This window comes from Chitinasiproducens palmae (assembly GCF_900095735.1).
GTDB classification, from domain to species: Bacteria; Pseudomonadota; Gammaproteobacteria; order Burkholderiales; family Burkholderiaceae; genus Chitinasiproducens; species Chitinasiproducens palmae.
In genome coordinates, this window is sequence record NZ_FNLO01000009.1 from 1 (window position 1) to 22,285 (window position 22,285).

Consider the following 22,285-nt stretch of genomic DNA (forward strand, 5'->3'; position numbering starts at 1 on the left):
CGTTAAGCTAACCAGTACTAATTGCCCGTGAGGCTTGATCCTATAACCAGTGCGTTTGCGCCAAAGCAAAGCGCTCGGTTTGCGTGATCAGTCGTTGTGCGACACAATCGCAACCCAACTACTTCTCTACCCTATTCGTGAACCAGACCTGGTCTGGTACACAACCCCCTTAGCCTGATGATCATAGCGAGTTGGCCCCACCCCTTCCCATCCCGAACAGGACCGTGAAACAACTCCACGCCGATGATAGTGCAGATACCTGTGTGAAAGTAGGTAATCGTCAGGCTCCCCATTCGTAGAAAACCCCGCTCATCGAGCGGGGTTTTTTGCTTTCCGGCAACGGAAAATGCGCCGCCGAATGCGGTTTGCGATGCCGATGTGGCGTGCCGCCGCGAATGAACGGCATCGGATGTCGGACGGTGCGCGATCACGACCTCATGCCGCAAGGTGTCGTGTGGCTAGCGCTCGCGCCAGAGACTTGGCGCTGCTTTTTACCGCGCCTGCCTTGCGTTGATCTATCGTGTTACGCAATGCAGACCGCAGCAGAACTTGGGATCCCGTCCGATCACGTCCGTGATCGCCGTGCCCCTGCGGAATTGGCACTTTCGCCGTGCGATCTATGGGGTCGACAGCTGAATGGTTGTAAGACAGCGCACCGCGACGTTGCCACAACAGGACGGAAGCCCAACGGCCCAACGGCCCAACGGCCCAACGGCCCAACGGCCCAACGGCCCAACGGCACAACGGCACAACGGCACAACGGCACAACGGCACAACGGCACAACGGCACAACGGCACAACGGCACGGCGGCACGGCGGCACGGCGGCACGGCGGCACGGCGGCACGGCGGCGCCAGATCACCCAGCGCAACGGCACCCGCGCTAATGCCAGGCTGGATGTCAGCGACCCGGTCTCGCCGACTCGTGCCTCTGCCTGCTCGGCGTCGCTCCACGCTCGACGTAGCTCCTTGATGGTAAGCGCACCGAATCTGCTTGCTTCCGTCGTCGCTTCCGCATGGATTCGTTCGTCCACGCGCGCACGTAGCGACATTGCGTGCGTGCGTGCGGGCGGGCGGGTGAAGTATTGGCATGGATATCGGCGCGGCCAGAACAGGTTTGGCCAGTCCCTCGTCGACAAAAGTATGCCGGGCCGAAGTGGGCGGAGCACGTTTCGGGCAGGATAGGCAGTGCAGGCGACCGACCCTGCGAACGCCACGGCTGGTCCGATCCAGTCCACTCTCGACAAGCTTCGGCGTCGTCGTTCCCGGCTTCGCCTTCATGCCGTTAGCCCGAATCGAGTCAGCGCTGCAAGTCCGAATGAACTGGCTCAGCCGCTAGCCAGGCGGTCGCTGGCACCCCCAGCACCGGCGGGCCAGTCGGCACGGCGGCTGCCACCGGGTGCTGCCACTGAGTATCGCCGATGGATAATGCCATCGGCTGCCGCCACCGATTGCCCTCATGAGGTTGCCCGCACGAGGTTGCTCCCATGGAGTTGCCGCCACGACGTCACCGACGCGACGTCGCCGACACGACGTCACCGACGCGACGTCGCCGATACGACGTCGCAGAGACGTGGAGCCATGGAGCGCTCTCGCCGCTCGGCATGCGCTGACCGCCGTGACCACGGCAGGCCAGGTCACGGTCTCCTGCCTCATCGTGAGCGAGCGACCCGTCGCCTCAGCGTACGCTTTGGGAGGAGGTCGATTCGAATGTTCGGACTGACGGGCAGCCTGTCACCGGATCTGTACGCCGGCACGAACGACTGTCTCACCATCAGTTGCCGCCGAGACCGGCGTCTGACCGGACGAGGTCTAGGCCGGCATCCCTGACGCGAAGCGCCGGCCGGTCGCCTCCCCCGTAATGGGAGTCAAGCGCGTGGCCGCGCTGAACGACTCCCGCAAGAGACGCGAGAATTTCATGGCGGCCGCCGTCGTCGCAGGCGGCGTGCGCAGGCTGATCGAGAAAGCGGGAAGGGGCGGTAGGCCTGCGATCTGCGGATCCAGCGTTTCGAGGTCTGACGGCACCGTTGAGCGCAGCCAGGTGGTGATTGCAAGTCCAGCCCGTACCGTGGCCGCGGTCGCCTCGATGCTGCCGCTCTCGAAGACGGTGCGCCAGGGAATGCCTGCGTCGGACAATGCGCCAAGCACGACGGGGCGAAACGCGCATCGCTCGTCGACCATCGACAGCGGTAGGGGCCGCTTCCGTGACGCATTGCTGTGGCGCCCGCTTACCCATATCAACGGTTCGATGCGTAGCGTTTCGCCGTCAGCCGCGAATTCCGGATATTCGACCAGCGAGACGTCGAGCCGTCCATCGTCCACGGCTTGACTCAAGTCGGGCGACGCGCCGCAGGTCAGCGATATATCGACCAACGGATGCGCATCGGCGAACGATCGCATTGTCGGTGCGAGCGAGTTGACCAGATCGTAAGGCACACCGATCCGGAGCATGCCGGTAAACGGGTGTTCTGCACGCTCGGCCCAGATCTCGTCGTTCATGCGAAGCAGCTGTCGGGCTTTCTCCAGCAACTGTTCGCCCTCGCGCGAGAGACTCAGTCCGCGGCTGCCACGGACGAACAGCGTACAGGTCAGCGCCGTCTCCAGACGCTTGATCTGCTGGCTGACGGCGCCCTGTGTCCTGTGCAGCAAATTGGCCGCCACGGTCATGCTGCCGTTGTCTGCAACCGTCACGAAGGTACGAAGCAGGTCGAGGTCGAGATCGCGTTTCATCCGACGCATTATGCCGGCTAATGGGCGGCATCAGAACTATTCGATTTCGATATGCGGCGAGGCTGCTTATAGTCGAGACACGCTGTGTCTATGCATTTCTTCGACTCCCACCATTGTTTGATGAGCTCTGTCGCGCCACTTGTACTGTTCGTCACCGTCGCCACGCTCTCGCCGGGCGGCGCAACGGCGCTCGCGACGGCGTCGGGCGCGCGTTTTGGCTTTGTTCGGTCGCTTCCGTTGATCCTGGGAATTGCGCTCGCGCTCGCGTTGATGGCGGCAGTCGCCGCCGTGGGCCTGGGCGAGCTGCTATTGCGGGTGCCCGCGTTGCAGACGGTCGTCAAGGCGCTGGGGTCTGTCTATCTGCTGTGGCTGGCATGGCGCGTGATCCAAAGCGGCGCGCCGCACCGCAAGGACGGCGCCCAACGGCCCGCGACCATGCTGAACGGATTGGTGCTGCTGGCGCTGAATCCGAAAAGCTGGGCAATGACGGTGAGTGCCGCCGCGACATTCGCGTTGCTGGCCAGCAGCCCGCAACGTCTCGGCTTGTTGCTGGCGACGGTGTTCGGGCTGGCGGCCTGCGTGTCGTTGTCACTCTGGTGCGCGCTTGGCGTCGTGTTGGCGAAATGGCTCCGAACCGACCGGCAGTGGCGCGCTTTTAATATTGCGATGGGCCTGCTGCTGGCGGGGTCGATCGCGCTGACCTGGACTTGAAATGGCGATGTTCCCGTTTGCAGCATCCTTCGACCTGATCCGTGCGTTCGACGACGTCGTTGACTACTGGTCGCCGAAAGTCGTGGCGCAGGTGAACGATCAGTACCTCAAGGTCGCGAAGGTTCGCGGTCAACTGGTGTGGCATGACCATGCCGAGGAAGACGAACTGTTCTATGTCGTCCGTGGGCATCTGAAGATCGAATACGAGAACGGGCATGTTGCAGAGGTACCGGCCGGCTCGATCCATGTCGTGCCGCGCGGGACCCTGCACAACCCCGTTGCTGCGGAGGAGTGCTGGGTTGTGCTGGTCGAACTGGCGCGCACCAAGCATACGGGAGACGTGGTTTCGCCGCTCACCAAACCTCTGTCAGCGCAGCTGCGCTGAGGCGACGTGCGCCGACCCCGTGCCCCCACGCTCGGCCGTTAGCGAGCTGAATCTGCGCGTGGCGCGTGTCGGCGGTCCTGCGGTTGGGGTACAACTGACGTGCAGACGTGCAGACGTGCAGACGTGCAGACGTGCAGACGTGCAGACGTGCAGACGTGCAGACGTGCAGACGTGCAGACGCGCAGACGTGCACACGCGCACACGCGCACACACGCACACGCGCACACGCGCGAGCAAGCGGCGCGGCGAAGGCGGGTCGCCGACTACGCGGTGAGGCCGCGTTGGCGAAACAGGCCTGCGGTGCGCGTGCAACGGAAGCGGGCTGAAGGCACAACTGGCGAGAATAGGCAGTGAGAACTGTCGGCCGGACGCTGCCCACCGGGCCCAGCGCAACCGTCATTGCGCTGGCGGCCCACCGGGCGACACCGCCTATGCCGGTACTGCCCGTGCCAGCCCCGCCTATGCCGCCCCCGCCATGCCTATATCGGCGCCGCCACATTTCGGGATCGTTGCTAGCTACGCCCGCATGAGGCGAATTTCGGCGGCCGACGTTGCTGGCGCGTGCCGGCATGTCCACGCAGTAGCGGCAAGCGCCGACCCTCGTGGCCGAACCTCGGCTGCGAAGCAGGGCGAAACCGCACAGTCGCCGGAGCCCGACACGCGCCTCGGTCGAGTGTCGCTGACAGGCGGACTGCGTCGGCGCGCGCCCGCCTGTCAGCGAGTGCTCAAGGTTTGCGCTTGAACAGATAGCTTGCGCCGAGCAGCGCTAGCCAGGCCGGAATCAACACTACCGATATGCGGATGCCGGGCGTCAGATACATGACAACCAGGATGCCGGCGAGGAACGCGAGGCAGACATAGTTGGTCAGTGGGTAGCCGATACTGGGGAAACGCGGCGTCTCGCCGGCGGCCTGCTTCACGCGGCGGAAGCGCAGATGGATCAGGCTGATCATCGCCCAGTTGATCAACAGCGCGGAGACCACCAGGGCCATCAACAGCTCGAACGCCTGGCCGGGAATCACGTAGTTGATCAGCACGCAGAAGCCGGTGGCGACGGCCGAGGCGCCCAGCGCCGCGGCCGGAATGCCGCGTCCGTTCAGCCGCGCGAAGGTGCGCGGCGCATTGCCTTGCTCGGCCAGGCCGTAGAGCATCCGGCTGTTCGCGTACACGCAGCTGTTGTACACCGACAGCGCCGCGGTCAGCACGACCACGTTCAGCACGGTCGCAACGCCATCGCTGTCGAGCGCATGGAAGATCAACACGAAGGGGCTGCCGCCGGTGACCACCTTCTGCCACGGGTAAAGCGACATCAGCACCGCCAGCGAGCCGATGTAGAACAGCAGGATGCGGTAGATCACCTGGTTCGTTGCGCGCGGGATCGTCACGTCCGGCCGGTCCGCTTCCGCGGCCGTGATCCCGACGAGTTCGAGACCGCCGAAAGAGAACATGATGACGGCCATCGACATGACCAAACCGCTGACGCCGTTCGGGAAGAAGCCGCCAAGTCGCCACAGGTTGCCGACTGATGCGTCGGGACCGCCCTTACCGGTGATCAGCAGATAGGCGCCGAAGCCGATCATGCCGACGATCGCGGCCACCTTGATGATGGCGAACCAGAACTCGGTCTCGCCATAGTGCTTGACGCTCGCGAAGTTGATCGCGTTGATCACCACGAAGAAGATCGCGGCTGACGCCCATGTCGGGAAGCCCGGCCACCAGTACTGCACGTAGAGGCCGACCGCGGACAGTTCGGCCATGCCGACCAGGACGTAAAGCACCCAGTAATTCCAGCCCGACATGTAGCCGGCGAAGCCGCCCCAGTATCGGTAAGCGAAGTGACTGAAGGAACCGGCGATCGGCTCCTCCACGACCATCTCGCCCAGCTGGCGCATGATCAGGAAGGCAATGACGCCAGCCAGTGCATAACCGAGCAGCACCGACGGTCCGGCCATCTTGATGGTCTGCGCGATGCCCATGAACAGGCCCGTGCCGATCGCGCCGCCGAGCGCGATCAACTGGATGTGCCTGTTCTTGAGCGCGCGCTGCAAGTGGTGTTTCTGTGTGTCTCCTGCCATACCACAACTCCTTTTACTGACGTGCCGGCGAAGCCGGCGGCGCGGTGTGCGCCGGCCCGGAACGCCGTGATGTTTTCATGCGCGAACGGATCATCCGCGCGGGCCCGGCGGCAACGACGCCCGCCACTCGGGCGCGTGTCGTTGCCGTGCTGCCCGCGGGGTGTCCGCAAGCGTGAAGGGAAGGCGGGTCCGCGCCGATCGGGCAACGGGCCGAGCCAGGGTTGCGATCCTACACCGTGCGGTTCACGTTATGTGATCTACCCCAGGTAAACGCTGAATCAGCAAGCGGGCGGCGGCGGGCGCGATTTCCGTCGTCTGGCATGCGCTGGTGCCCGCAAAACCTGCGTTGCATGGTCGTCGGACGGAACGGCTCTTGCTTTAATCCGGGCAAATATCGCGTCGTCGCAACCGTGCGACGACCGCTCACAATGGAGCATCCCCATGTCCGAGCGTTATCCCCAGGCTCCAGCTGTCGCGGCCACGGCGCCTTCGTTCAACATCGAACCGTTGCGCTTCGAGGCAGACTTCGAGCAGATCCCGGAGGACGAGGGCGAGACCATCGCTGCATTGACCGACGCGATGCGCCAGATCACCGAAAAGACTTCGCATGACTATGGACATGCAGTGCGCAGCGTGCACGCGAAAAGTCATGGGCTGCTGCGCGGTGAGTTGCGCGTACTGGACAACCTGCCGCCGGCCCTGGCGCAGGGGGTATTCGCGCAGGCAGGCACATTCCCCGTGGTGCTGCGTTTCTCGACCAACCCTGGCGACATTTTGTCGGACCGGGTGTCGACACCCCGCGGACTTGCCATCAAGGTGATCGGCGTCGATGGCCCGCGGCTGCCCGGGGCGGAAGGGCAAACGACGCAAGACTTCGTAATGCAGAACGCGCCGGCCTTCACCGCATCGACGCCGAAGGACTTCCTGAAGACGTTGAAGCTGCTCGCCAAGACTACCGACAAGGCGGGCCAAGCGAAGGAAATTCTATCGGCCGTGCTACGCGGCACCGAGGCTGCGCTGGAGGCGGTTGGCGCACAGAGCGCCACGTTGAAGAGCATGGGCGGTCACCCCGAGACGCAGGTGCTCGGCGAAACTTTCTATACCATCGTGCCGTTCCTTTATGGTCCATACATCGCGAAGCTGAGCGTCGCGCCGGTGTCGCCGTCGCTGACCGCATTGACGGATCAGAAGGTCGATCTGAAGGATCGACCCGACGGCTTGCGCGAGGAGATCAACGCGTTCTTCGCGAACCAGGGCGGCGAGTGGGAAGTGCGCGTGCAGCTCTGCACGGATCTGCAGAAGATGCCGATCGAGGATGCCGCCGTGCGTTGGGACGAGGACCAAAGCCCGTTCTTCCCGGTCGCCCGCATCACGGTCGCACCGCAACCGGCGTGGACCGATGCGCGTTCGGCGGCGGTGGACGATGGGCTGGCGTTCAGCCCGTGGCATGGCCTTGCCGCGCATCGGCCGCTGGGCGGCATCATGCGCTCGCGCAAGCCGGCATATGAAATGTCCGCGACCTACCGCGGGCAGTTCAATGGCTGTCCGATCCACGAGCCGAAGGCGCTCGACAAGCTTCCCGAGTGAGACAGGCGGGCGCGTCGGCAGTGGTCCGAAGGCCGCCGCGCGGCAGCCGTCGACGCGTTGCGACTTGGCATGCCGTCGGGCGCGCCTCAATTTGCGCTTGGCATCCGCTTTCGGGTCTTGGACGTCGTGCATCGGGCATCGAGCATCAAACGTTGGCGGCTGATGGCCGGCGGTGGCGGGTCGAATGCGACGCGGGCCGCTTTGGCAGCGTACGATGCGGCCTTCGCCGCCGCGCGCTCTTCGGAACTCTGGTCATGGAAATCTGGGTCGATGCCGACGCCTGCCCGGCGCAGGTGAAGGACATCCTGTTTAGGGCCGCGCAGCGTACGCAGAGCCGCGTCACGCTGGTGGCGAACGCCTTTCTGCGCACGCCGCCTTCCCCTCATATCCGGGCGCTGCAAGTGCCCTCCGGTCCCGACGCGGCGGATCGGCGAATCGCGGAGGGCGTACAGCCAGGCGACCTGGTCATTACCGCGGATATTCCGCTGGCCTCGGATGTCCTCGCGCGCGGCGGCGCGGCGCTCGATCCTCGCGGCGGTTGGTTCACCAACGACACGATACGGGAACGGCTCGCGATGCGATCGATGCTCGACGAGCTTCGCGGTGCAGGCGTGGCTACCGGTGGGCCGGCACCTTTCTCTGCGCGGGATGGCCGGGCGTTCGCGGCTCAACTCGATGGTTTTCTGGCGCGAGCCAAGCGCTCGATTCAGCCGGGCTAGGCGTAAACGAGGAATGACGCGTGCCCGTAAAGCGGCCCCTAATACTCGTCGCTGCGGCAAGGACTGGAGGGCGAGGTGGCAAAGGGCGAAGACGCGGACGTGAGCAGCACGCAGGCCGAACTCGAGTACTGGGCCGAGCAGGCCAGGCGCATCGAGTGGCAGGCATTTCCCCGAACGATCCTGGACGACGCCGGTGGTGACGGGCCGGCGGCGCGGTGGTTCCCCGACGGGCAGACGAACCTCTGTTTCAACGCCGTCGACCGGCACGCACAGGCGCGTCCGGAGGCAGTGGCGTTGCGTCACGTCTCGTCCGAGACCAACGAAACCGGCCACTACACCTACGCGCAACTGCGCGACGAGGTGTGCGCCGTGGCAGCCATGCTGGTGACGTTGGGCGTGGGGCAGGGCGACCGCGTGCTGATCTACATGCCGATGATCCCGCAGGCGGTGTTTGCAATGCTGGCGTGCGCACGTATCGGCGCGGTCCACGTCGTCGTGTTCGGCGGCTTTGCCACCGACAGCCTGGCGGCGCGGATCGCCGATGCCAAGCCCGCGGCGGTGCTGACTGCCGACGCCGGCAGTCGGGGTGGCAAGATCATTCCATACAAGCCTTTGTTGGATGCCGCGCTGGCACGCGTGCCGGAATGCACGCCGTCGGTGGTGGTGTACGACCGGCAGTTGGCGGACGCGCCGCATACCGACCGGCGCGACTTCGACTGGATGACCCTGCGTTCGCGCTGCGCCGGCCGACCGATCGATTGTGTCTGGCTGCCATCGGGCGCGCCGAGCTACGTGCTGCATACTTCCGGAACGACCGGCACGCCAAAGGGTGTGCAGCGCGATGTCGGTGGCTATGCAGTGGCGCTCGCAACCGCGGCGGCGCAGGTCTTTCACGCCGATCGGTCCGATGTGTTCTTCACCGCCAGCGACATCGGATGGGTGGTCGGGCACAGCTTCATCGTCTATGCACCGTTGTTGATCGGCGCGACGACGCTGCTGTATGAAGGCACGCCCCTGCACCCGGACCCTAACGTACTCTGGCGCATCTGTGCGGAACATCGTGTCACCTTGTTCTACTCCGCGCCGACCGCATTGCGGGTGCTGCGCAAGCAGGCCGCGTGCGACCCGGCCGCACACGATCTGAGCGCGTTGCGAGGGATCTTCGTGGCGGGCGAGCCGCTCGACGAGGCAACCGCCGCCTGGATTCAGCAGGCAAGCGGCAAGCCAGTGATCGATAATTACTGGCAGACCGAGACGGGCTGGCCGATCCTTGCCGTACCCTGGCATGAGTCCGGCGCGCAGGCCGGCCAGACCAGCAAGCTCGGCAGTTGCGGCAGGCCGCAGCGCGGCTATGTTCCCGTGATTGTCGACCCCGACAGCGGCACGCCGCTGCCGGCCGGGGAGAAGGGCTTGCTCGCACTGCGTGCGCCACTGCCGCCCGGCTGCCTGACGACGCTGTGGCAGGCGGCAGCGCGCTATCGCGACACGTATTGGACCGTCGGCCCCGACCGCACGCTGTACTCTACATTCGACTGGGCCGTGCGCGATGCGAACGGCGACTTCATGATCCTGGGCCGCACCGACGACATCATCAACGTTGCCGGGCATCGCATCGGCACGCGCGAGATCGAGGCCGTGCTCAATGGTCACCCTGCGATCGCCGAATCGGCGGTTGTCGGTGTGCACGACGAGATCAAGGGCCAGACGAGTTGGGCTTTCGTGGTGCGGCGCGAACAGCCCGCCGATGGTGTGTCCCGCGACGATGTCGAACTGGCTGCGTCGGCCGGCTCGGCCGTCGATCGCAGTCTCGGCGCCATCGCACGCCCGTCGCGCGTGATCGTGGTGCCGGCGCTGCCCAAGACGCGTTCCGGGAAAGTAGTGCGGCGCAGCCTGCAGGCAGTCAGCGAGGGACGCGACGTCGGCGACATCAGCACAGTCGACGATGCGCGCGTGCTCGATGCGGTCCGTGCCGCGCTGGCCTCGCCGGATGCGCGGCTGTCGACAATTTGATGCGCTACGATGGCTGACGCTGGTGCCGCTGCTGCGCGGACGGAGGCGCGGCGCCTTCCGTCTACGCGTCGTGCCTTGCCACGCCTTCCCGATCACATCATTCATGCCCATTGGGGCGAGGAGAACGATTTGTCCGCAAGCACCGAGTTTCTGATGATCACCGGCGCGCCGACGCCTGTCGCGCCTTTTTCGCACGCGGTGGCAGCCGGCGACTGGCTGTTCGTCACCGGCCAGATGCCGACCGATCCCGACGACGACGCGGCGCCGCTCCCCGACGGCGTGGCCGCGCAGACCCGGCGTGTGATGGACAATCTGATCCTCGTGCTGCAAGGCGCGGGCGCGTCGTTGGCCGACGTGGTTTCGGTGCGGATCTTCCTGACCGAGTTCAAGCGTGACTACGCGCAGATGAACGATGTCTACCGGAGCTACTTTCCGGTCGGCCGTCTGCCGGCCCGCACCTGCGTTGGCGTGACCGGCCTGGCGAGGGATGCGCTGGTCGAAATCGACCTGATCGCGCGCCGCCCCGGTTGAACCACGGGCTGGCCGCCTTGCAGTTGGCGTTGCGGCCGCTCTGCCTGGCGGCGGCGCCGGCCAGAACCGGCGCGCGGCCTTTCGGCGATACTGTTGGGCGAATCCCGAGCATTCGAACCGACAGGAGCAGATATGGCCCAGCAGCAAGATAGCGTGCGCGAAGCGAGCGCCGCGCGCAGTGGCGTTCCCGGCATCGCCGGAAAGGTCGTCGTCATCACCGGAGCGAGCAGCGGCTTGGGCGAAGCCAGCGCGCGGCTGTTGGCGGCTCAGGGCGCCTCGGTCGTCCTCGGGGCGCGCCGCAGCGACCGGCTCGACGCGCTGGCCGAGGCGTTGCGCGCCGACGGTGCCGATGTGGAAGTTTTGCGCACCGACGTCACCGTTGCGTCGGAGGTGGCGGCGCTGGTCGAACATGCGCGGGCCCGCTTCGGACGCGTCGACGTGATGGTCAACAATGCTGGCGTGATGGCGATCGCGCCGCTGCGCAAGGCCATGGTCGACGACTGGAACACGATGATCGACGTCAACCTGCGCGGCGTGCTGCACGGTATCGCCGCCGCCCTGCCGGTGTTCCAGGCGCAGGGCAGTGGCCACTTCGTCAATATTTCGTCGGTGGCCGGCCTGAAGGTCTTCGGCGGCGGCGCGGTCTACAGCGCGACCAAGTTCGCCGTGCGGGCGGTCTCCGAGGGACTGCGTCAGGAGGTCGGCGAGTCGATCCGCACCACCATCGTCTCGCCGGGAGCAATCGCGACCGAACTGCCGGCGGGTACCCGCCATCCTTCCAGCGCGAAAGCCATCGCCGAACTCTACGAGATCGCCATCGGTCCCGACGCGATTGCGCGCGCCATCGCTTATGCGATTGGTCAGCCGCCCGAGGTCGACGTCAACGAGATCGTCCTGCGACCCACCGCGCAGAGCAGTTGAACCCAGCGCGCCGTCACGCGCGTCGGTCGTCTGCTGCGCTATTACGCGCGCAGTCGTCTACTGCGGCATTGCACGCCAAGCCTCGCCTTGCGAACCGTGTCGGCGCCGCGATTGCACATGCCCCGTCGGTCCCGCGACCTGAACTGGTCAGTACAGTACAGTTCATATTTTGTTAGACTCTTGCGTTAAACCCGCGGCCCGGGAAAGCCGACCGCAACCACGGCGGGTGTCGCCGAAAGCATTCCGAAAGCTATGGACAACAACCAGAACGGGGGCGCCGGCCAGGTGTCTCGCGACGACGCTGAACGGGCCAACGAGATGAACGGTCGTCACGTGCATGTGCACGTTCATTTGCACGACGAAGCGACCGATCCCGAGGCGCGGCTGGTGGACAGCCATGGGCGTCCGGCCACGCAAGGCGACGATGCCGAGCGCGATGCGGATCGAAACGATGGCGGTAAAAGCGGCGACAAAGACAAGGACAAAGACAAGGGCAGTGGCAAGGACGGCAAGAAGGAGGGCGACGAGAAGAACGACGACGGCGAGGACGACGACGAGAAAAGCGACGGCAAGGACGGCAAGAACGGTGGCGGGCGCAAGCGTCCCGGCAAGAAGCCGCTGATCTTCCTCGCGGTCGCCGTCGTCGTGGTGATCATCGTTGCGATCATCATGTGGTTGAATGGTCGCAACAAGGAAGGCACCGACGATGCGTTCACCGATGGCGACGTCGTCACGATGGCGCCGAAGGTCAGCGGCTACGTCACGCGTCTTGCGGTCCGCGACAACCAGCGCGTGAAGAAGGGCGATCTGCTGCTCCAGATCGATCCGCGCGACTACATCGCGCAACGCGATCAGGCCCAGGCCCAGGTCGGCCTCGCGGAAGCGCAGCTGCATCAGGCCGAGGCACAGCTGGCACTGGCGCGCGTGCAGTATCCGGCACAACTGCAGCAGGCGCGTGCGCAGCAGCAAAGCGCGGAAGCGAATCTGGCAAATGCCAATTCGGCCTACCAGCGGCAGCGCGGCGTCGATCCGCGTGCCACCTCGCAACAGAACATCGACACCGCCACCGCGCAGCAGCGCTCGGCACGTGCCGACGTGAGCAATGCGCGCGCGCAGGTCAGCGTCGCGTCGAAGGTGGAGCTGCAGGTCCGTCAGGCCGAAACGGCGGTCGAGGCGCGCCAGCAGCAGGTCCAGCAGGCGAAGGCGCAACTGGAAGTGGCGGAGTTGAATCTCTCGTACACGGAGCTGCGTGCGCCGAGCGACGGCTACATCACGCGTCGCAACGTGCAATTGGGCTCGCTGGTACAGGCCGGCACGTCGCTGCTGTCTCTGGTGACGCGCGATATCTACATCACGGCCAACTTCAAGGAATCGCAGCTGCAGCACATGCGCGTGGGCAACAAGGTGGCGATCAAGGTCGATGCCTATCCCGATCTTGACCTGGAAGGCCACGTCGACAGCATCCAGCAGGGCAGCGGTTCGCGGTTCTCTGCGTTCCCGGCCGAGAACGCCACTGGCAACTACGTGAAGATCGTCCAGCGCGTACCGGTCAAGATCGTCATCGATCGAGGCCTGAAGCCCGACGTGCCGCTGCCGATCGGTCTTTCCGTCGAACCGAAGGTGTTTCTCGAATGAGCGCGCACGCCGGTTGGCGACCGGGCGCCAATCCGTGGGTCGTGGCAATCGTCGTCACGCTCGCGGTGTTCATGGAGATTCTCGACACGACCATCGTCAACGTTGCGCTACCGCACGTTGCCGGGACGATGTCGTCGAGCTATGACGAATCGACCTGGGTGCTGACCTCGTATCTGGTCGCCAACGGCATCGTGCTGCCGATCTCTGCCTTCCTGAGCCGCTGGTTCGGCCGGAAGCGCTATTTCCTGATCTGCATCACGATGTTCACGGTGTGCTCGTTCCTGTGCGGCATCGCCACCGAGCTGTGGCAACTGATCCTGTTCCGGATCATGCAGGGCTTCTTCGGCGGCGGTCTGCAACCGGTGCAGCAGTCGGTGCTGCTCGATTACTTCAAGCCGGCCGACCGCGGCAAGGCCTTCGGCCTGTCGTCGATCGCCATCATCGTGGCGCCGGTGATCGGCCCGACGCTCGGCGGTTGGATCACCGACAACTACAGCTGGCGCTGGGTGTTCCTGATCAACGTGCCAGTCGGCCTGCTGACCACGCTGGCCGTCGCGCAATTTCTCGAAGACCCGCCGTGGGAGCGCGCCGCCAAGAAGGGCGCGCTGAGCATCGACTACATCGGCATCGGCTTGATCGCTCTCGGCCTGGGTTGCCTGCAGGTGGTGCTCGACCGCGGCGAGGATGACGACTGGTTTGCGTCCAGCTTCATCGTGACGTTTGCGGTGTTGACCGTCATCGGGATCGTCGGGGCGATCTACTGGCTGCTGTACGCGAAGCGTCCGGTGGTGGACCTGCGTTGCCTGCAGGATCGTAATTTCGCGACCGCGTCGGCGCTGATGGCCGGCATGGCGATGATCCTGTACGCGAGCTCGGTGCTGCTGCCCCAGTTGGCGCAGCAGCAGCTGGGCTATACCGCAACGTGGTCGGGTCTGGTGCTGTCGCCGGGCGCGATCCTGATCGTGCTGTCGATTCCGTTGGTACTGAGATTGATGCCGATCGTGCAGACGCGGCTGCTGATCGCGTTCGGCTTCCTGGCGCTCGGTTGCGCGTTTCTGTACTCGCGCCAGTTGGTGCCGAACATCGATTTCAAGACGCTGGTCATGATGCGTAGCGCGCAATCGATCGGTCTGGGCTTCCTGTTCGTGCCGTTGACCACGATCGCTTACGTGACGCTCGCGCCGCGCCTGAACGCAGACGCGTCGGCGCTCTTCACGATGTTCCGGAACGTCGCCGGCTCGATCGGCATCTCCCTGTCCACGGCCGGGCTGACCGAGCGCACGCAGGTCCGCAGCGCGCACATGGTGCACAACATGACGCCGCTGAACGAGGAGTTCCGGCTGGCGGTCGAGCGCATGACCGCCGCGATACGCGACTTCTCGCAGGCGGCGGGCGATCCCGCGCAGCTCGCGGTCGGCCGCATGTATCAGGCGATGATCTCGCAGGCCAAGGTGCTCGCCTATATCGACGTGTTCTCGCTGTGCTCGATTCTCGCGTTCGTGATGATCCCGCTCTGCTTCCTGTTGGCGCCGGTCAAGAGTTCCGGCAATGTCGCCGCTCACTGAAATGCACGTGTTCTCTTCGAATCCTAGCCGTACCCAGGCACGCCAGCGTCACGCCGGCGCGGGCCCGCAGCGCCGGCTGCCTGTGCTGGCGGTGGCGCTCGCGGCGCTCTGGCTGGCGGGCTGCACGGTCGGCCCAGACTATGTGGCGCCCACGCCGACCACGCCGGAAACCTATCACGACCTTGCGCGTACCACCGGCAATGTGAACGATTCGTCGCCGGTCGCCTCCGAGCCCGATCCGGCGTGGTGGCGCAACTTCAACGACCCGCTGTTGGACACGTTGGTCGAGCGCGCAATCGCCGGCAATCTCTCGTTGCAACAGGCCGTGCTGCGCATCGCGGAATCTCGCGAGCAGGTGACGCAAAGCGGCGCGGCGGGACTGCCGACGGTGAGCGCCGGCGCGCGCGCAACGCGTCAGCAGTTGGGCTTGCAGGGCATCCTCGATTCGCAACACATCGGCGAGCGCGCCGAGGCGTTGAGTCCGGAGGCGAATGGCGTGCTCGGCCAGCTGACTCAGCCGGTCAACCTGTATCAGGTGAACTTCGACGCGTCGTGGGAACTGGACCTGTTCGGCAAGGTGCGCCGCTCGGTCGAAGCCGCGCAGGCGGCCCAGCAGCAGAGCATCGAGGATCGCAACGACGGTCTGGTGTCGCTGGAGGCGGAAGTCGCGCGTGCCTATCTGCAACTGCGTGGCGCGCAGGCGATCGCGCAATTGCTGGCCACGCAGATTCGCCTGTCTGAAGACACCGTCGCGCTGACGCGCAACCGGCAGCAGAACGGTCTCGCACCGCAGAGCGATGTCGAGAACGCCAGCGCGCAGCTGGCTGGCCTGCGGGCCCAACTGCCCAGCTACGAGGCGCAGACGCGGCAGGCGATGAACGGTCTGGCCGTGTTGTTGGGCCAGGCGCCGGGCACTCTCGACGCCGAGCTCGCGCTACCGGCGGGACAGGTGGTGTTACCGGCGGTGCCGCCGGCCGTGCCGGTGGGCATCCCGGCAGCGCTGGCGCGCCGCCGTCCCGATATCCGCCGCGCCGAGGCGACGCTGCATCAGGCGACCGCGTCGATCGGCGTGTCGATCGCGCAGTTGTTCCCGAGCCTGTCGTTGACCGGTCAGTTCGGCATGCGCAATTCGCAGGCGAGCTATCTGACGCGCTGGGCCAGCCATTTCTACAGCTTCGGACCGAGCGTGTCGCTGCCGATCTTCCAGGGCGGGCGGCTGGTGTCGAACGTGCGCCTGTCGCGCGCGCAGCAGGCCGAGGCAGTGCTCGGCTACCGCCAGGCGGTGCTGGACGCGTTGCGGGAAGTCGAGAATGGACTGGTCGCGTACCGCACCGATCAGGATCGCGTACGGGCATTGGATGCGTCGCTCGCCGCGCAGCAGAACAACTTCGACCTGGCCAGCGAAAGCTACCGGAAGGGCCTGGTATCGTTCATCAATGTGATCGATGCGCAGCGCCAGCTCACCGACACCCAGCAACAGGTAGCGAATGCACGCGTGCAGCTCAGCACCGATCTGGTGTCGCTCTACAAGGCGCTGGGCGGCGGCTGGCAACCGTATCAGGACGTGACGTTGCCGCAGTACAAGGTGTTCGGGCCAGCCGGGCAGGTCACGCCGCAATGACGCCGCGCGCCGTCCGCGGCGCGCCACGCGCCGCCGCACTGCCGTCCGATGTGCGGGGCAAACGCCGGCAGATCGTCGCCGCCGCTCATGCCCTGTTCTCCGCTGGCTTCGAGCGGACCTCGATGGACGCGATCGCGGCGGCGGCAGGCGTCTCGAAAGTGACGGTGTACGCGCACTTCCCGAGCAAGACCGACCTGTTCCTCGCGGTCGTCGACGAAAAGGCGACGGCGCTCCGCAAACGCTGCCGGACCATCGGCGCGCGCACCGATCTGACGCTGGAGGCGCGTTTGACGCTGATCGGCGCCTCGTTCGTCACGTTGTTGACGAAGCGCGAGAATCTGGCGCTGTTCCGCGTGTTGATCGGCGAATGCTCGCGCTTTCCGACCCTGGCCGCGCACATCGTCGAGGCGACGCGCGTGCCGATGTTGCAGATGATGAGCGACCTGATCGGGCGCGCGGTAGCGGCAGGGGAGCTGCAGTGTTGCGACTGCCCACGCGCGGCGGAATTTTTCTTTGGCATGCTACACGGTACGATTCGGATCGACTCCTTGCTGGACGACCGGTTTCGGCCGACAAAGGAGACCATCGCCGCGCACGTCGCCCTCTGCGTCGCGGCATTCCGTGCGTTGTATGCGCCGCACGGACAGCGCGGCGTGCAAGCATAGGATTGCGGGAGAAGGGGGCAGCGCCCGGCGCGCCGGGATCCATCGTCGCTAGGCGACGGCGCGTGGCGCATCCGGAGTCGCGCGCGGCCGGCCTGCCGCGTCCAGGCAGGCGTTGAACAGGCTGTCGAGCCGTTCCACGCAGCGGTCGACGCCCAGCGAACGCAGAAAATCCTCGTCGAAGTTGCCGGTCTCGCCTTCCGCCCAGATGCCGACCAGCACGGTCGCGCCCGTGATGCGGGTGCGCAGGCGGCGCACAAGGTAGCGCAGGCCCGACGAGACGCCCCGGATCTGCAGCCCGACCAGGCAAATGATAGTCGCACCTTCGGGATCGAATTCGGTGATGCGCGCACGCGAGACCGCTTCGTGCGGCACGACCCGGGCGTTCACATGGTACTGCTGCAGCAGTTGCGCGACGATCTCATTGACGATCGGATCGAACGGGCCGCGCCCTGCAATGCACAGCACGGTTTGCGTCGGCGGGCGCGGCACCGTGACGATGTCCGAGCCAGCCGCTTCGGCATTCGCAGCGGCGGCGTGTGCCTGCGCGTTGGGATTGCGACGGCCATCGGCACTGACTTCCGGACCATGCAGGCCCGCAACCAGCTCCGCGGCGGCGGCGCGGATCCGTTCCCGTTGCAGGTCCGAGACAACGCCGCGCTCCACGTCGATGGCTGCATGCTGCAGGCCGGGCACCGCCACTTCTTCGTAATAGCTGAGTAGCGAGCCTTCGCGAATCAGCGTTTCGGCCTGGGCGATCGCTTCGTCCGGATCGCCGGCGAGCATGCGTTGATAGAAGGTTTCGGACGGCGTCAGCGCAGGTTGGTCGCCCAACAACACGTCGAGAAATTCAAGACGGTCGACGTGCCGGCCCAGCACCACCAGACACAAGGTCAGCGGGGTCGACAGGATCAGGCCCAACGGCCCCCAAATCCAGCTCCAGAAAACGGCCGAGACGACCACGGCGGTCGGCGACAGACCGGTGCTGCGGCCGTATAGCAGCGGTTCGACAAGCTGGCCCGCCGTAACGTCGACCACCACGAACAAGGCGACCGCCGCGACAGCCATGCCCCAGTCGGGACCGACCGCGGCGGCCAGCGAGATCGGCAGCAACGCGGCAATCCACGTACCGATATATGGAACGAAGCGAAGCAAGGCGGCCAGCACGCCCCAGAGGGCCGGACTTGGCACGCCGATCACCGCCAGACCGATGCCGATGGCCAGCCCCACCGAGGCGTTGACGCCGAGCTGGGCGAGGAAATAGCGGCTCAAACGCGCTGCGGCATCGTCCATCGCGGTGATGGTGCGATGCAAATCGGTAGCGCCGAACAGTCGAATCAAGCGATCGCGCAAATCCTCGCGTTGCAACAGGATGAATACCGTGATGACGAACACGATGCCCGCCATCTCGATCGGTCCGAGAATCGGCGCGACGATGCGTTGCAGCAAGCCAAGCGGAGAGGGCGGCGGCTCCTGGATCTCGACCGGCATCGGCTCGCGCTTCGGGCGTCCGGCCGCCTGGGTATCTGGCGACGCATCGAAGCGCCGCAGACGCTGCAGCGTATTGGAGGCCGTGCCAACGAAGCGGCCGATGCGGCCGACGGTCGATTGTTCGAGAGTTTCGACCTTTTCGAGAACGGTGCTGCGATAAGCAGGAATGTTCTGCGCCAAACTGGCGATCTGCGTACCGATCAGCCCCGCCAGCGCGACGATCACCGCGAGCGAGGTGAGCACCGAAATCAACACCGACGGCACCAATCCGAGGTGCAGCCGTCTGAGGCGCTGCACGAGGGGCGCCAGCAGGAAACTCAGCAGTATCGACAGAGTGATCGGGATGACGATGTCGTGCGCCAGCGATAGGGCAGCGACTACAACCACACCTACTGCGAGCGTCATCAACCCGCGCAGGCCCGGCGTTTCCGCCGAAGGGACCTCATTGCGCACACGCGCGCGATTGATCGGCTGAAATTCCTGCGAGATCGGTCGACGCGGCGGCGCCACAGTTGTCAGTCCCGATCAGCGAGCCGTTTCAAGGCGCGGGCGCAGTCCCAGGGCCAGCAAGACAGACGTTGCGAGTTGCAGACGGTCGACTTTCTGCACGGCTGCGCTCGCGGCGGCGCGTGCACTCGCCACCGTGCGACTCGCGCCCGCCGCGCGCCAAGCCCGACTACGCAACGTCTTGCTGGCTTGTTGGATACGGAAGATCGACGGGGCTTGGGTCTTGGCGTTGCTCATGATGGGTGTCCGGTAAGTCGTTCGGAAGCAGATGTAGACCAATAAGCATTGATCGTGCCAGCCGCTCGCAGGGCGACCGAAGGGTGCGCGGATGTCGCGTGGACATCGCCTGGATCGGCATGGATTACCGGGCCCGGCGGCATTCGGCCAGGGTCCACCTATACTGTGCATCCGTACAGAGCTTTCCTACGAATCAATCGTTTGAAGAACGCTGCTCACATTGCTGCTCAACTGGATATCGACGGCTTGGCGCCGTGTGCTGATGAGGCGCTTGATCCAGATCGCGCGCTGGCGAGGTCGGCACGCGGCAGGCCCGACGTCCCGCCGCCGTCGTCTGCGCCGCTTGCGCTTGCCTCCGTTGCGCCGGCACCGACAGCGCCCGAGCCTACAGACCCTCCGCCGACAGCCCCCCCGCCGACAGTGCTTGCGGCCTTGCCGCCGTCATCGACCATTCTCGCGAATACGGCGCTTACCGGTCCGTGCCCGGTTCCTTCCGACGGAGCCGCGGCGGCGGCGCCGCGCCGCCCTCTGCGGCCCTATCCGCCGATGGCCTTCGTGGACCTGGAGACGACCGGCGGGACCGCCCGCACCGATCGCATCATCGAGGTGGCGATCGTGGTGGTCGACGACGATGGCGAGCATGTCTGGCAAAGTTTGGTGAATCCCGGGCAACGGATTCCGCAGGCGATTACCGCGCTGACCGGCATCGACGACGCGATGGTGGCCGACGCACCGACCTTTGCGGATCTGGCCGGAGAGATTGCCTCCCGTCTGCAGGGCCATATCTTCGTCGCACACAACGCGCGTTTCGACTTTGGCTTCCTGAAGAACGAATTCGGGCGGCTCGGCGCCGACTTCCGCGCCACCGTGTTGTGCACGGTCCGGCTGTCACGCCGGCTCTTCCCGCATTACGCGCGTCATGGCCTCGACGCACTGATCGAGCGTCATCGTCTGCAAGTGAGCGACCGCCACCGCGCGCTTGGCGATGCCCAGGCGATTGCACAGTTCTGGCGGCTGCTGCCGCGGCACGTGGATCCGCCAGTGCTGCGCGAAGCCTTCGACGCGTTGACGGCCGTGTCGAGCCTGCCGGCGAGTCTGGACGCCGATCTGCCCGCGCGCTTGCCGACTGGGCCGGGCGTGTATCTATTCTTCGGCGAAAACGATCTGCCGATCTACATTGGCAAGGCCGTCAATCTGCGCCAGCGCGTGCTGAACCACTTCTCGAGCGACCACAGCTCGCAGAAGGAGATGCGGCTGTCGCAGGAAGTGCGGCGCGTCGAATGGCGCGAATGTGCCGGCGAACTCGGCGCGCTGCTGGAAGAAGCGCGTCTGGTCAAGGCGATGGCGCCGGTCCACAACCGGCTACTGCGGCGGCAGGAGAAGTCGTTCGCCTGGCGTCTCGACGACGATCTGTTTGGCGGTCGGCTGACGCTCGTCGATCTCTCCGAGCCGATGCGCGCCGAGCTCGGCCCGGGCGGGCCGATCTACTACGGACCTTACCAGACGCGGCGGGATGCGCAGGCGGCGGCGCGCACGCTGGCCGATCGCGATGGCCTGTGCCTTGCGCATCTCGGTCTCGAGAAGGTGAGTCCTGGACGCCCCTGCTTCTCGCATCAGGTGCGTCGATGCCGCGGCGCGTGCGTCGGCCTGGAGAGCGCCGCAGCGCATCACGCGCGCGTCGACGAGACCTTCGCGACGCATCGGCTCAAGCCCTGGCCATTCGCTGGCGCCGCTGTTATCGAGGAGGGTGCGGGCTTGCACGTGATCCACCACTGGGACTTCCTCGGGAGTGCCGGAACACTGGACGAATGCCTGGCATTGCTCGAAGGGCGTGCGGTTCGCTTCGATCGCGACGTCTACCGCCTGCTCAACGCGGCGGGCGGCGCCTGGCTTGCGAAGGCGCGGCCCCTGGTGGGTGACGGGGCGGCGTTGGCTGTCAACTCGGCGGCGCCGCCGGCTGGCCGTGCGGCCAGCGGCGTGGGCAGCGATGCAGTCAGCGATGTCGCCAGCGGTGTGGACTGCGGTGTGGACCACGGTGTGGACACTAACGCCGGCAAGATCGCAGCCATCCCGGTCCGGGCCACAGCAGCCGTGGCGCCGGCAGCGGCAGTGACCGGCGGCACGAGGTTGGCGGACAGTGTGGCTGGGCGGCACGAAACGTCGGCGTTTGCCGACACCGAGATGCCGGCTGCGTAGGACGGCCCCAAGCGGGTCCGTGCGGCGCGGGTCCGTGCGGCACGACTCAGCGCCCGGCCGATCGCAGCCAACGAGGTTCCGGTGGGCCGATGCGGCTGGCCTCCGCTGCCGCTAGTGCCCCTTGCCGCGCCAGGTTTGCGATCGGCGGCGCGTGGGAAGGCGACGCAATCATAGGCAAAGCGCGGCTTCGCGCCGCAGCGGTAGCGGCGTCGGTAACTGAAAAGGCGCGGCCTGCTCAGACCAGCGCGGCATGCGTCGCCCTTTGTCCACCAGAGCGTCGTGCTTCGTGTGTTTCTGGAGTGCGCGCGGCAGCATCCACAGCGCTTAAAAGCCCCACTCTGGAAGGGATAAATGCGCTCTTTATTGAAATGAGAATCGTTATCATCTAGACTCTGCCTATTCCTTGTGGAGTTGCCAATGAGCCCGTCGTCCTTGTTTCCTGTCTCGCCGTTTTCGACTGCCTTCATGGCGGTCAAGTCCATGGGCGTCGACAACGGTCGGGGACGGTCGACAGCGGAGGGCCATGCGGCTTCGACACCCTACGGACACTCTCTATCGCTGGCCGCGAAGCGCTTGCTGGCGGTCACGCGCCGAAGCTTCGGCATCGACGAAGTTTCCGTGCCGCGCTCCGGCGCGTCCACCAACGAACGCCGAGACCGCTGATGGACTTGATCTACTGTCTTGCAAGCGCCCTGAGCATTGC

At 65.7% G+C, this 22,285-nt stretch carries 17 protein-coding genes and 1 rRNA gene; 14 read left to right on the forward strand and 4 right to left on the reverse strand.

Features of this window, described 5'->3' with window-relative positions; translation table 11 throughout:
• Positions 1-173 precede the first annotated feature (173 nt).
• Positions 174-286: ribosomal RNA gene (rrf, locus tag BLU54_RS14700) — 5S ribosomal RNA — on the forward strand.
• 1,525 nt (positions 287-1,811) lie between these two features.
• On the opposite strand, the gene BLU54_RS14710 is transcribed toward rrf, so the two are convergent.
• A complete protein-coding gene (locus BLU54_RS14710) occupies positions 1,812-2,729 on the reverse strand; it encodes a LysR substrate-binding domain-containing protein (RefSeq protein WP_091910505.1) in 918 nt (305 codons plus the stop codon).
• A gap of 120 nt (positions 2,730-2,849) precedes the next feature.
• Here BLU54_RS14710 and BLU54_RS14715 point away from each other — a divergent pair, with 120 nt between their 5' ends.
• Complete coding sequence (locus BLU54_RS14715; RefSeq protein WP_091909973.1) at positions 2,850-3,440, forward strand: LysE family translocator; 591 nt, start codon at positions 2,850-2,852, stop codon at positions 3,438-3,440.
• A gap of 1 nt (position 3,441) precedes the next feature.
• Entirely contained in the window at positions 3,442-3,825 is a 384-nt protein-coding gene (locus tag BLU54_RS14720; protein WP_091909976.1) for a cupin domain-containing protein, read from the forward strand.
• A gap of 725 nt (positions 3,826-4,550) precedes the next feature.
• On the opposite strand, the gene BLU54_RS14725 is transcribed toward BLU54_RS14720, so the two are convergent.
• Entirely contained in the window at positions 4,551-5,900 is a 1,350-nt protein-coding gene (locus tag BLU54_RS14725) for an amino acid permease (RefSeq protein WP_091909979.1), read from the reverse strand.
• 441 nt (positions 5,901-6,341) lie between these two features.
• Between BLU54_RS14725 and BLU54_RS14730 the strand changes: the two genes are divergently transcribed.
• The 9 genes from BLU54_RS14730 to BLU54_RS23360 all read left to right on the forward strand — a co-directional run bounded on the left by BLU54_RS14730 (position 6,342) and on the right by BLU54_RS23360 (position 17,154).
• Positions 6,342-7,487: a catalase family protein gene (locus BLU54_RS14730; protein ID WP_091909983.1), complete on the forward strand. Its 1,146-nt coding sequence runs from the start codon at positions 6,342-6,344 to the stop codon at positions 7,485-7,487.
• A gap of 254 nt (positions 7,488-7,741) precedes the next feature.
• Entirely contained in the window at positions 7,742-8,206 is a 465-nt protein-coding gene (locus tag BLU54_RS14735; RefSeq protein WP_091909987.1) for a YaiI/YqxD family protein, read from the forward strand.
• Positions 8,207-8,281: 75 nt separating this feature from the next.
• A complete protein-coding gene (gene prpE, locus BLU54_RS14740; RefSeq protein WP_091909990.1) occupies positions 8,282-10,216 on the forward strand; it encodes a propionate--CoA ligase in 1,935 nt (644 codons plus the stop codon).
• A gap of 153 nt (positions 10,217-10,369) precedes the next feature.
• Positions 10,370-10,747, forward strand: a complete 378-nt coding sequence (locus BLU54_RS14745; RefSeq protein WP_407919431.1) for a RidA family protein — start codon at positions 10,370-10,372, stop codon at positions 10,745-10,747.
• A 132-nt stretch (positions 10,748-10,879) separates the two neighbouring features.
• Entirely contained in the window at positions 10,880-11,668 is a 789-nt protein-coding gene (locus BLU54_RS14750) for an SDR family oxidoreductase (protein WP_091909993.1), read from the forward strand.
• A 252-nt stretch (positions 11,669-11,920) separates the two neighbouring features.
• On the forward strand, positions 11,921-13,303 hold the full coding sequence (locus tag BLU54_RS14755; RefSeq protein WP_235837972.1) for an HlyD family secretion protein: 1,383 nt from the start codon (positions 11,921-11,923) through the stop codon (positions 13,301-13,303).
• The gene (locus BLU54_RS14760) at positions 13,300-14,868 is read left to right on the forward strand and encodes a DHA2 family efflux MFS transporter permease subunit (RefSeq protein WP_091909996.1); all 1,569 of its coding nucleotides are present in this window, start codon (positions 13,300-13,302) and stop codon (positions 14,866-14,868) included. Before BLU54_RS14755 ends, BLU54_RS14760 begins: the two co-directional genes overlap by 4 nt.
• Positions 14,852-16,489, forward strand: coding sequence for an efflux transporter outer membrane subunit (locus BLU54_RS14765; RefSeq protein ID WP_091909999.1), 1,638 nt, complete (start codon positions 14,852-14,854; stop codon positions 16,487-16,489). The genes BLU54_RS14760 and BLU54_RS14765 overlap by 17 nt, the downstream gene beginning before the upstream one ends.
• A complete protein-coding gene (locus BLU54_RS23360) occupies positions 16,486-17,154 on the forward strand; it encodes a TetR/AcrR family transcriptional regulator (RefSeq protein ID WP_139169699.1) in 669 nt (222 codons plus the stop codon). The genes BLU54_RS14765 and BLU54_RS23360 overlap by 4 nt, the downstream gene beginning before the upstream one ends.
• A gap of 48 nt (positions 17,155-17,202) precedes the next feature.
• Here the strand turns inward: BLU54_RS23360 and BLU54_RS14775 are convergent, their stop codons facing one another.
• The gene (locus BLU54_RS14775) at positions 17,203-19,047 is read right to left on the reverse strand and encodes an AI-2E family transporter (RefSeq protein WP_139169700.1); all 1,845 of its coding nucleotides are present in this window, start codon (positions 19,045-19,047) and stop codon (positions 17,203-17,205) included.
• Between the two features lie 120 nt (positions 19,048-19,167).
• On the reverse strand, positions 19,168-19,386 hold the full coding sequence (locus tag BLU54_RS14780; protein ID WP_091910004.1) for a hypothetical protein: 219 nt from the start codon (positions 19,384-19,386) through the stop codon (positions 19,168-19,170).
• A 546-nt stretch (positions 19,387-19,932) separates the two neighbouring features.
• Here BLU54_RS14780 and BLU54_RS14785 point away from each other — a divergent pair.
• A complete protein-coding gene (locus BLU54_RS14785; RefSeq protein ID WP_091910007.1) occupies positions 19,933-21,582 on the forward strand; it encodes an exonuclease domain-containing protein in 1,650 nt (549 codons plus the stop codon).
• Positions 21,583-21,999: 417 nt separating this feature from the next.
• Positions 22,000-22,245: a hypothetical protein gene (locus BLU54_RS14790; RefSeq protein ID WP_091910009.1), complete on the forward strand. Its 246-nt coding sequence runs from the start codon at positions 22,000-22,002 to the stop codon at positions 22,243-22,245.
• Positions 22,246-22,285 lie beyond the last annotated feature (40 nt).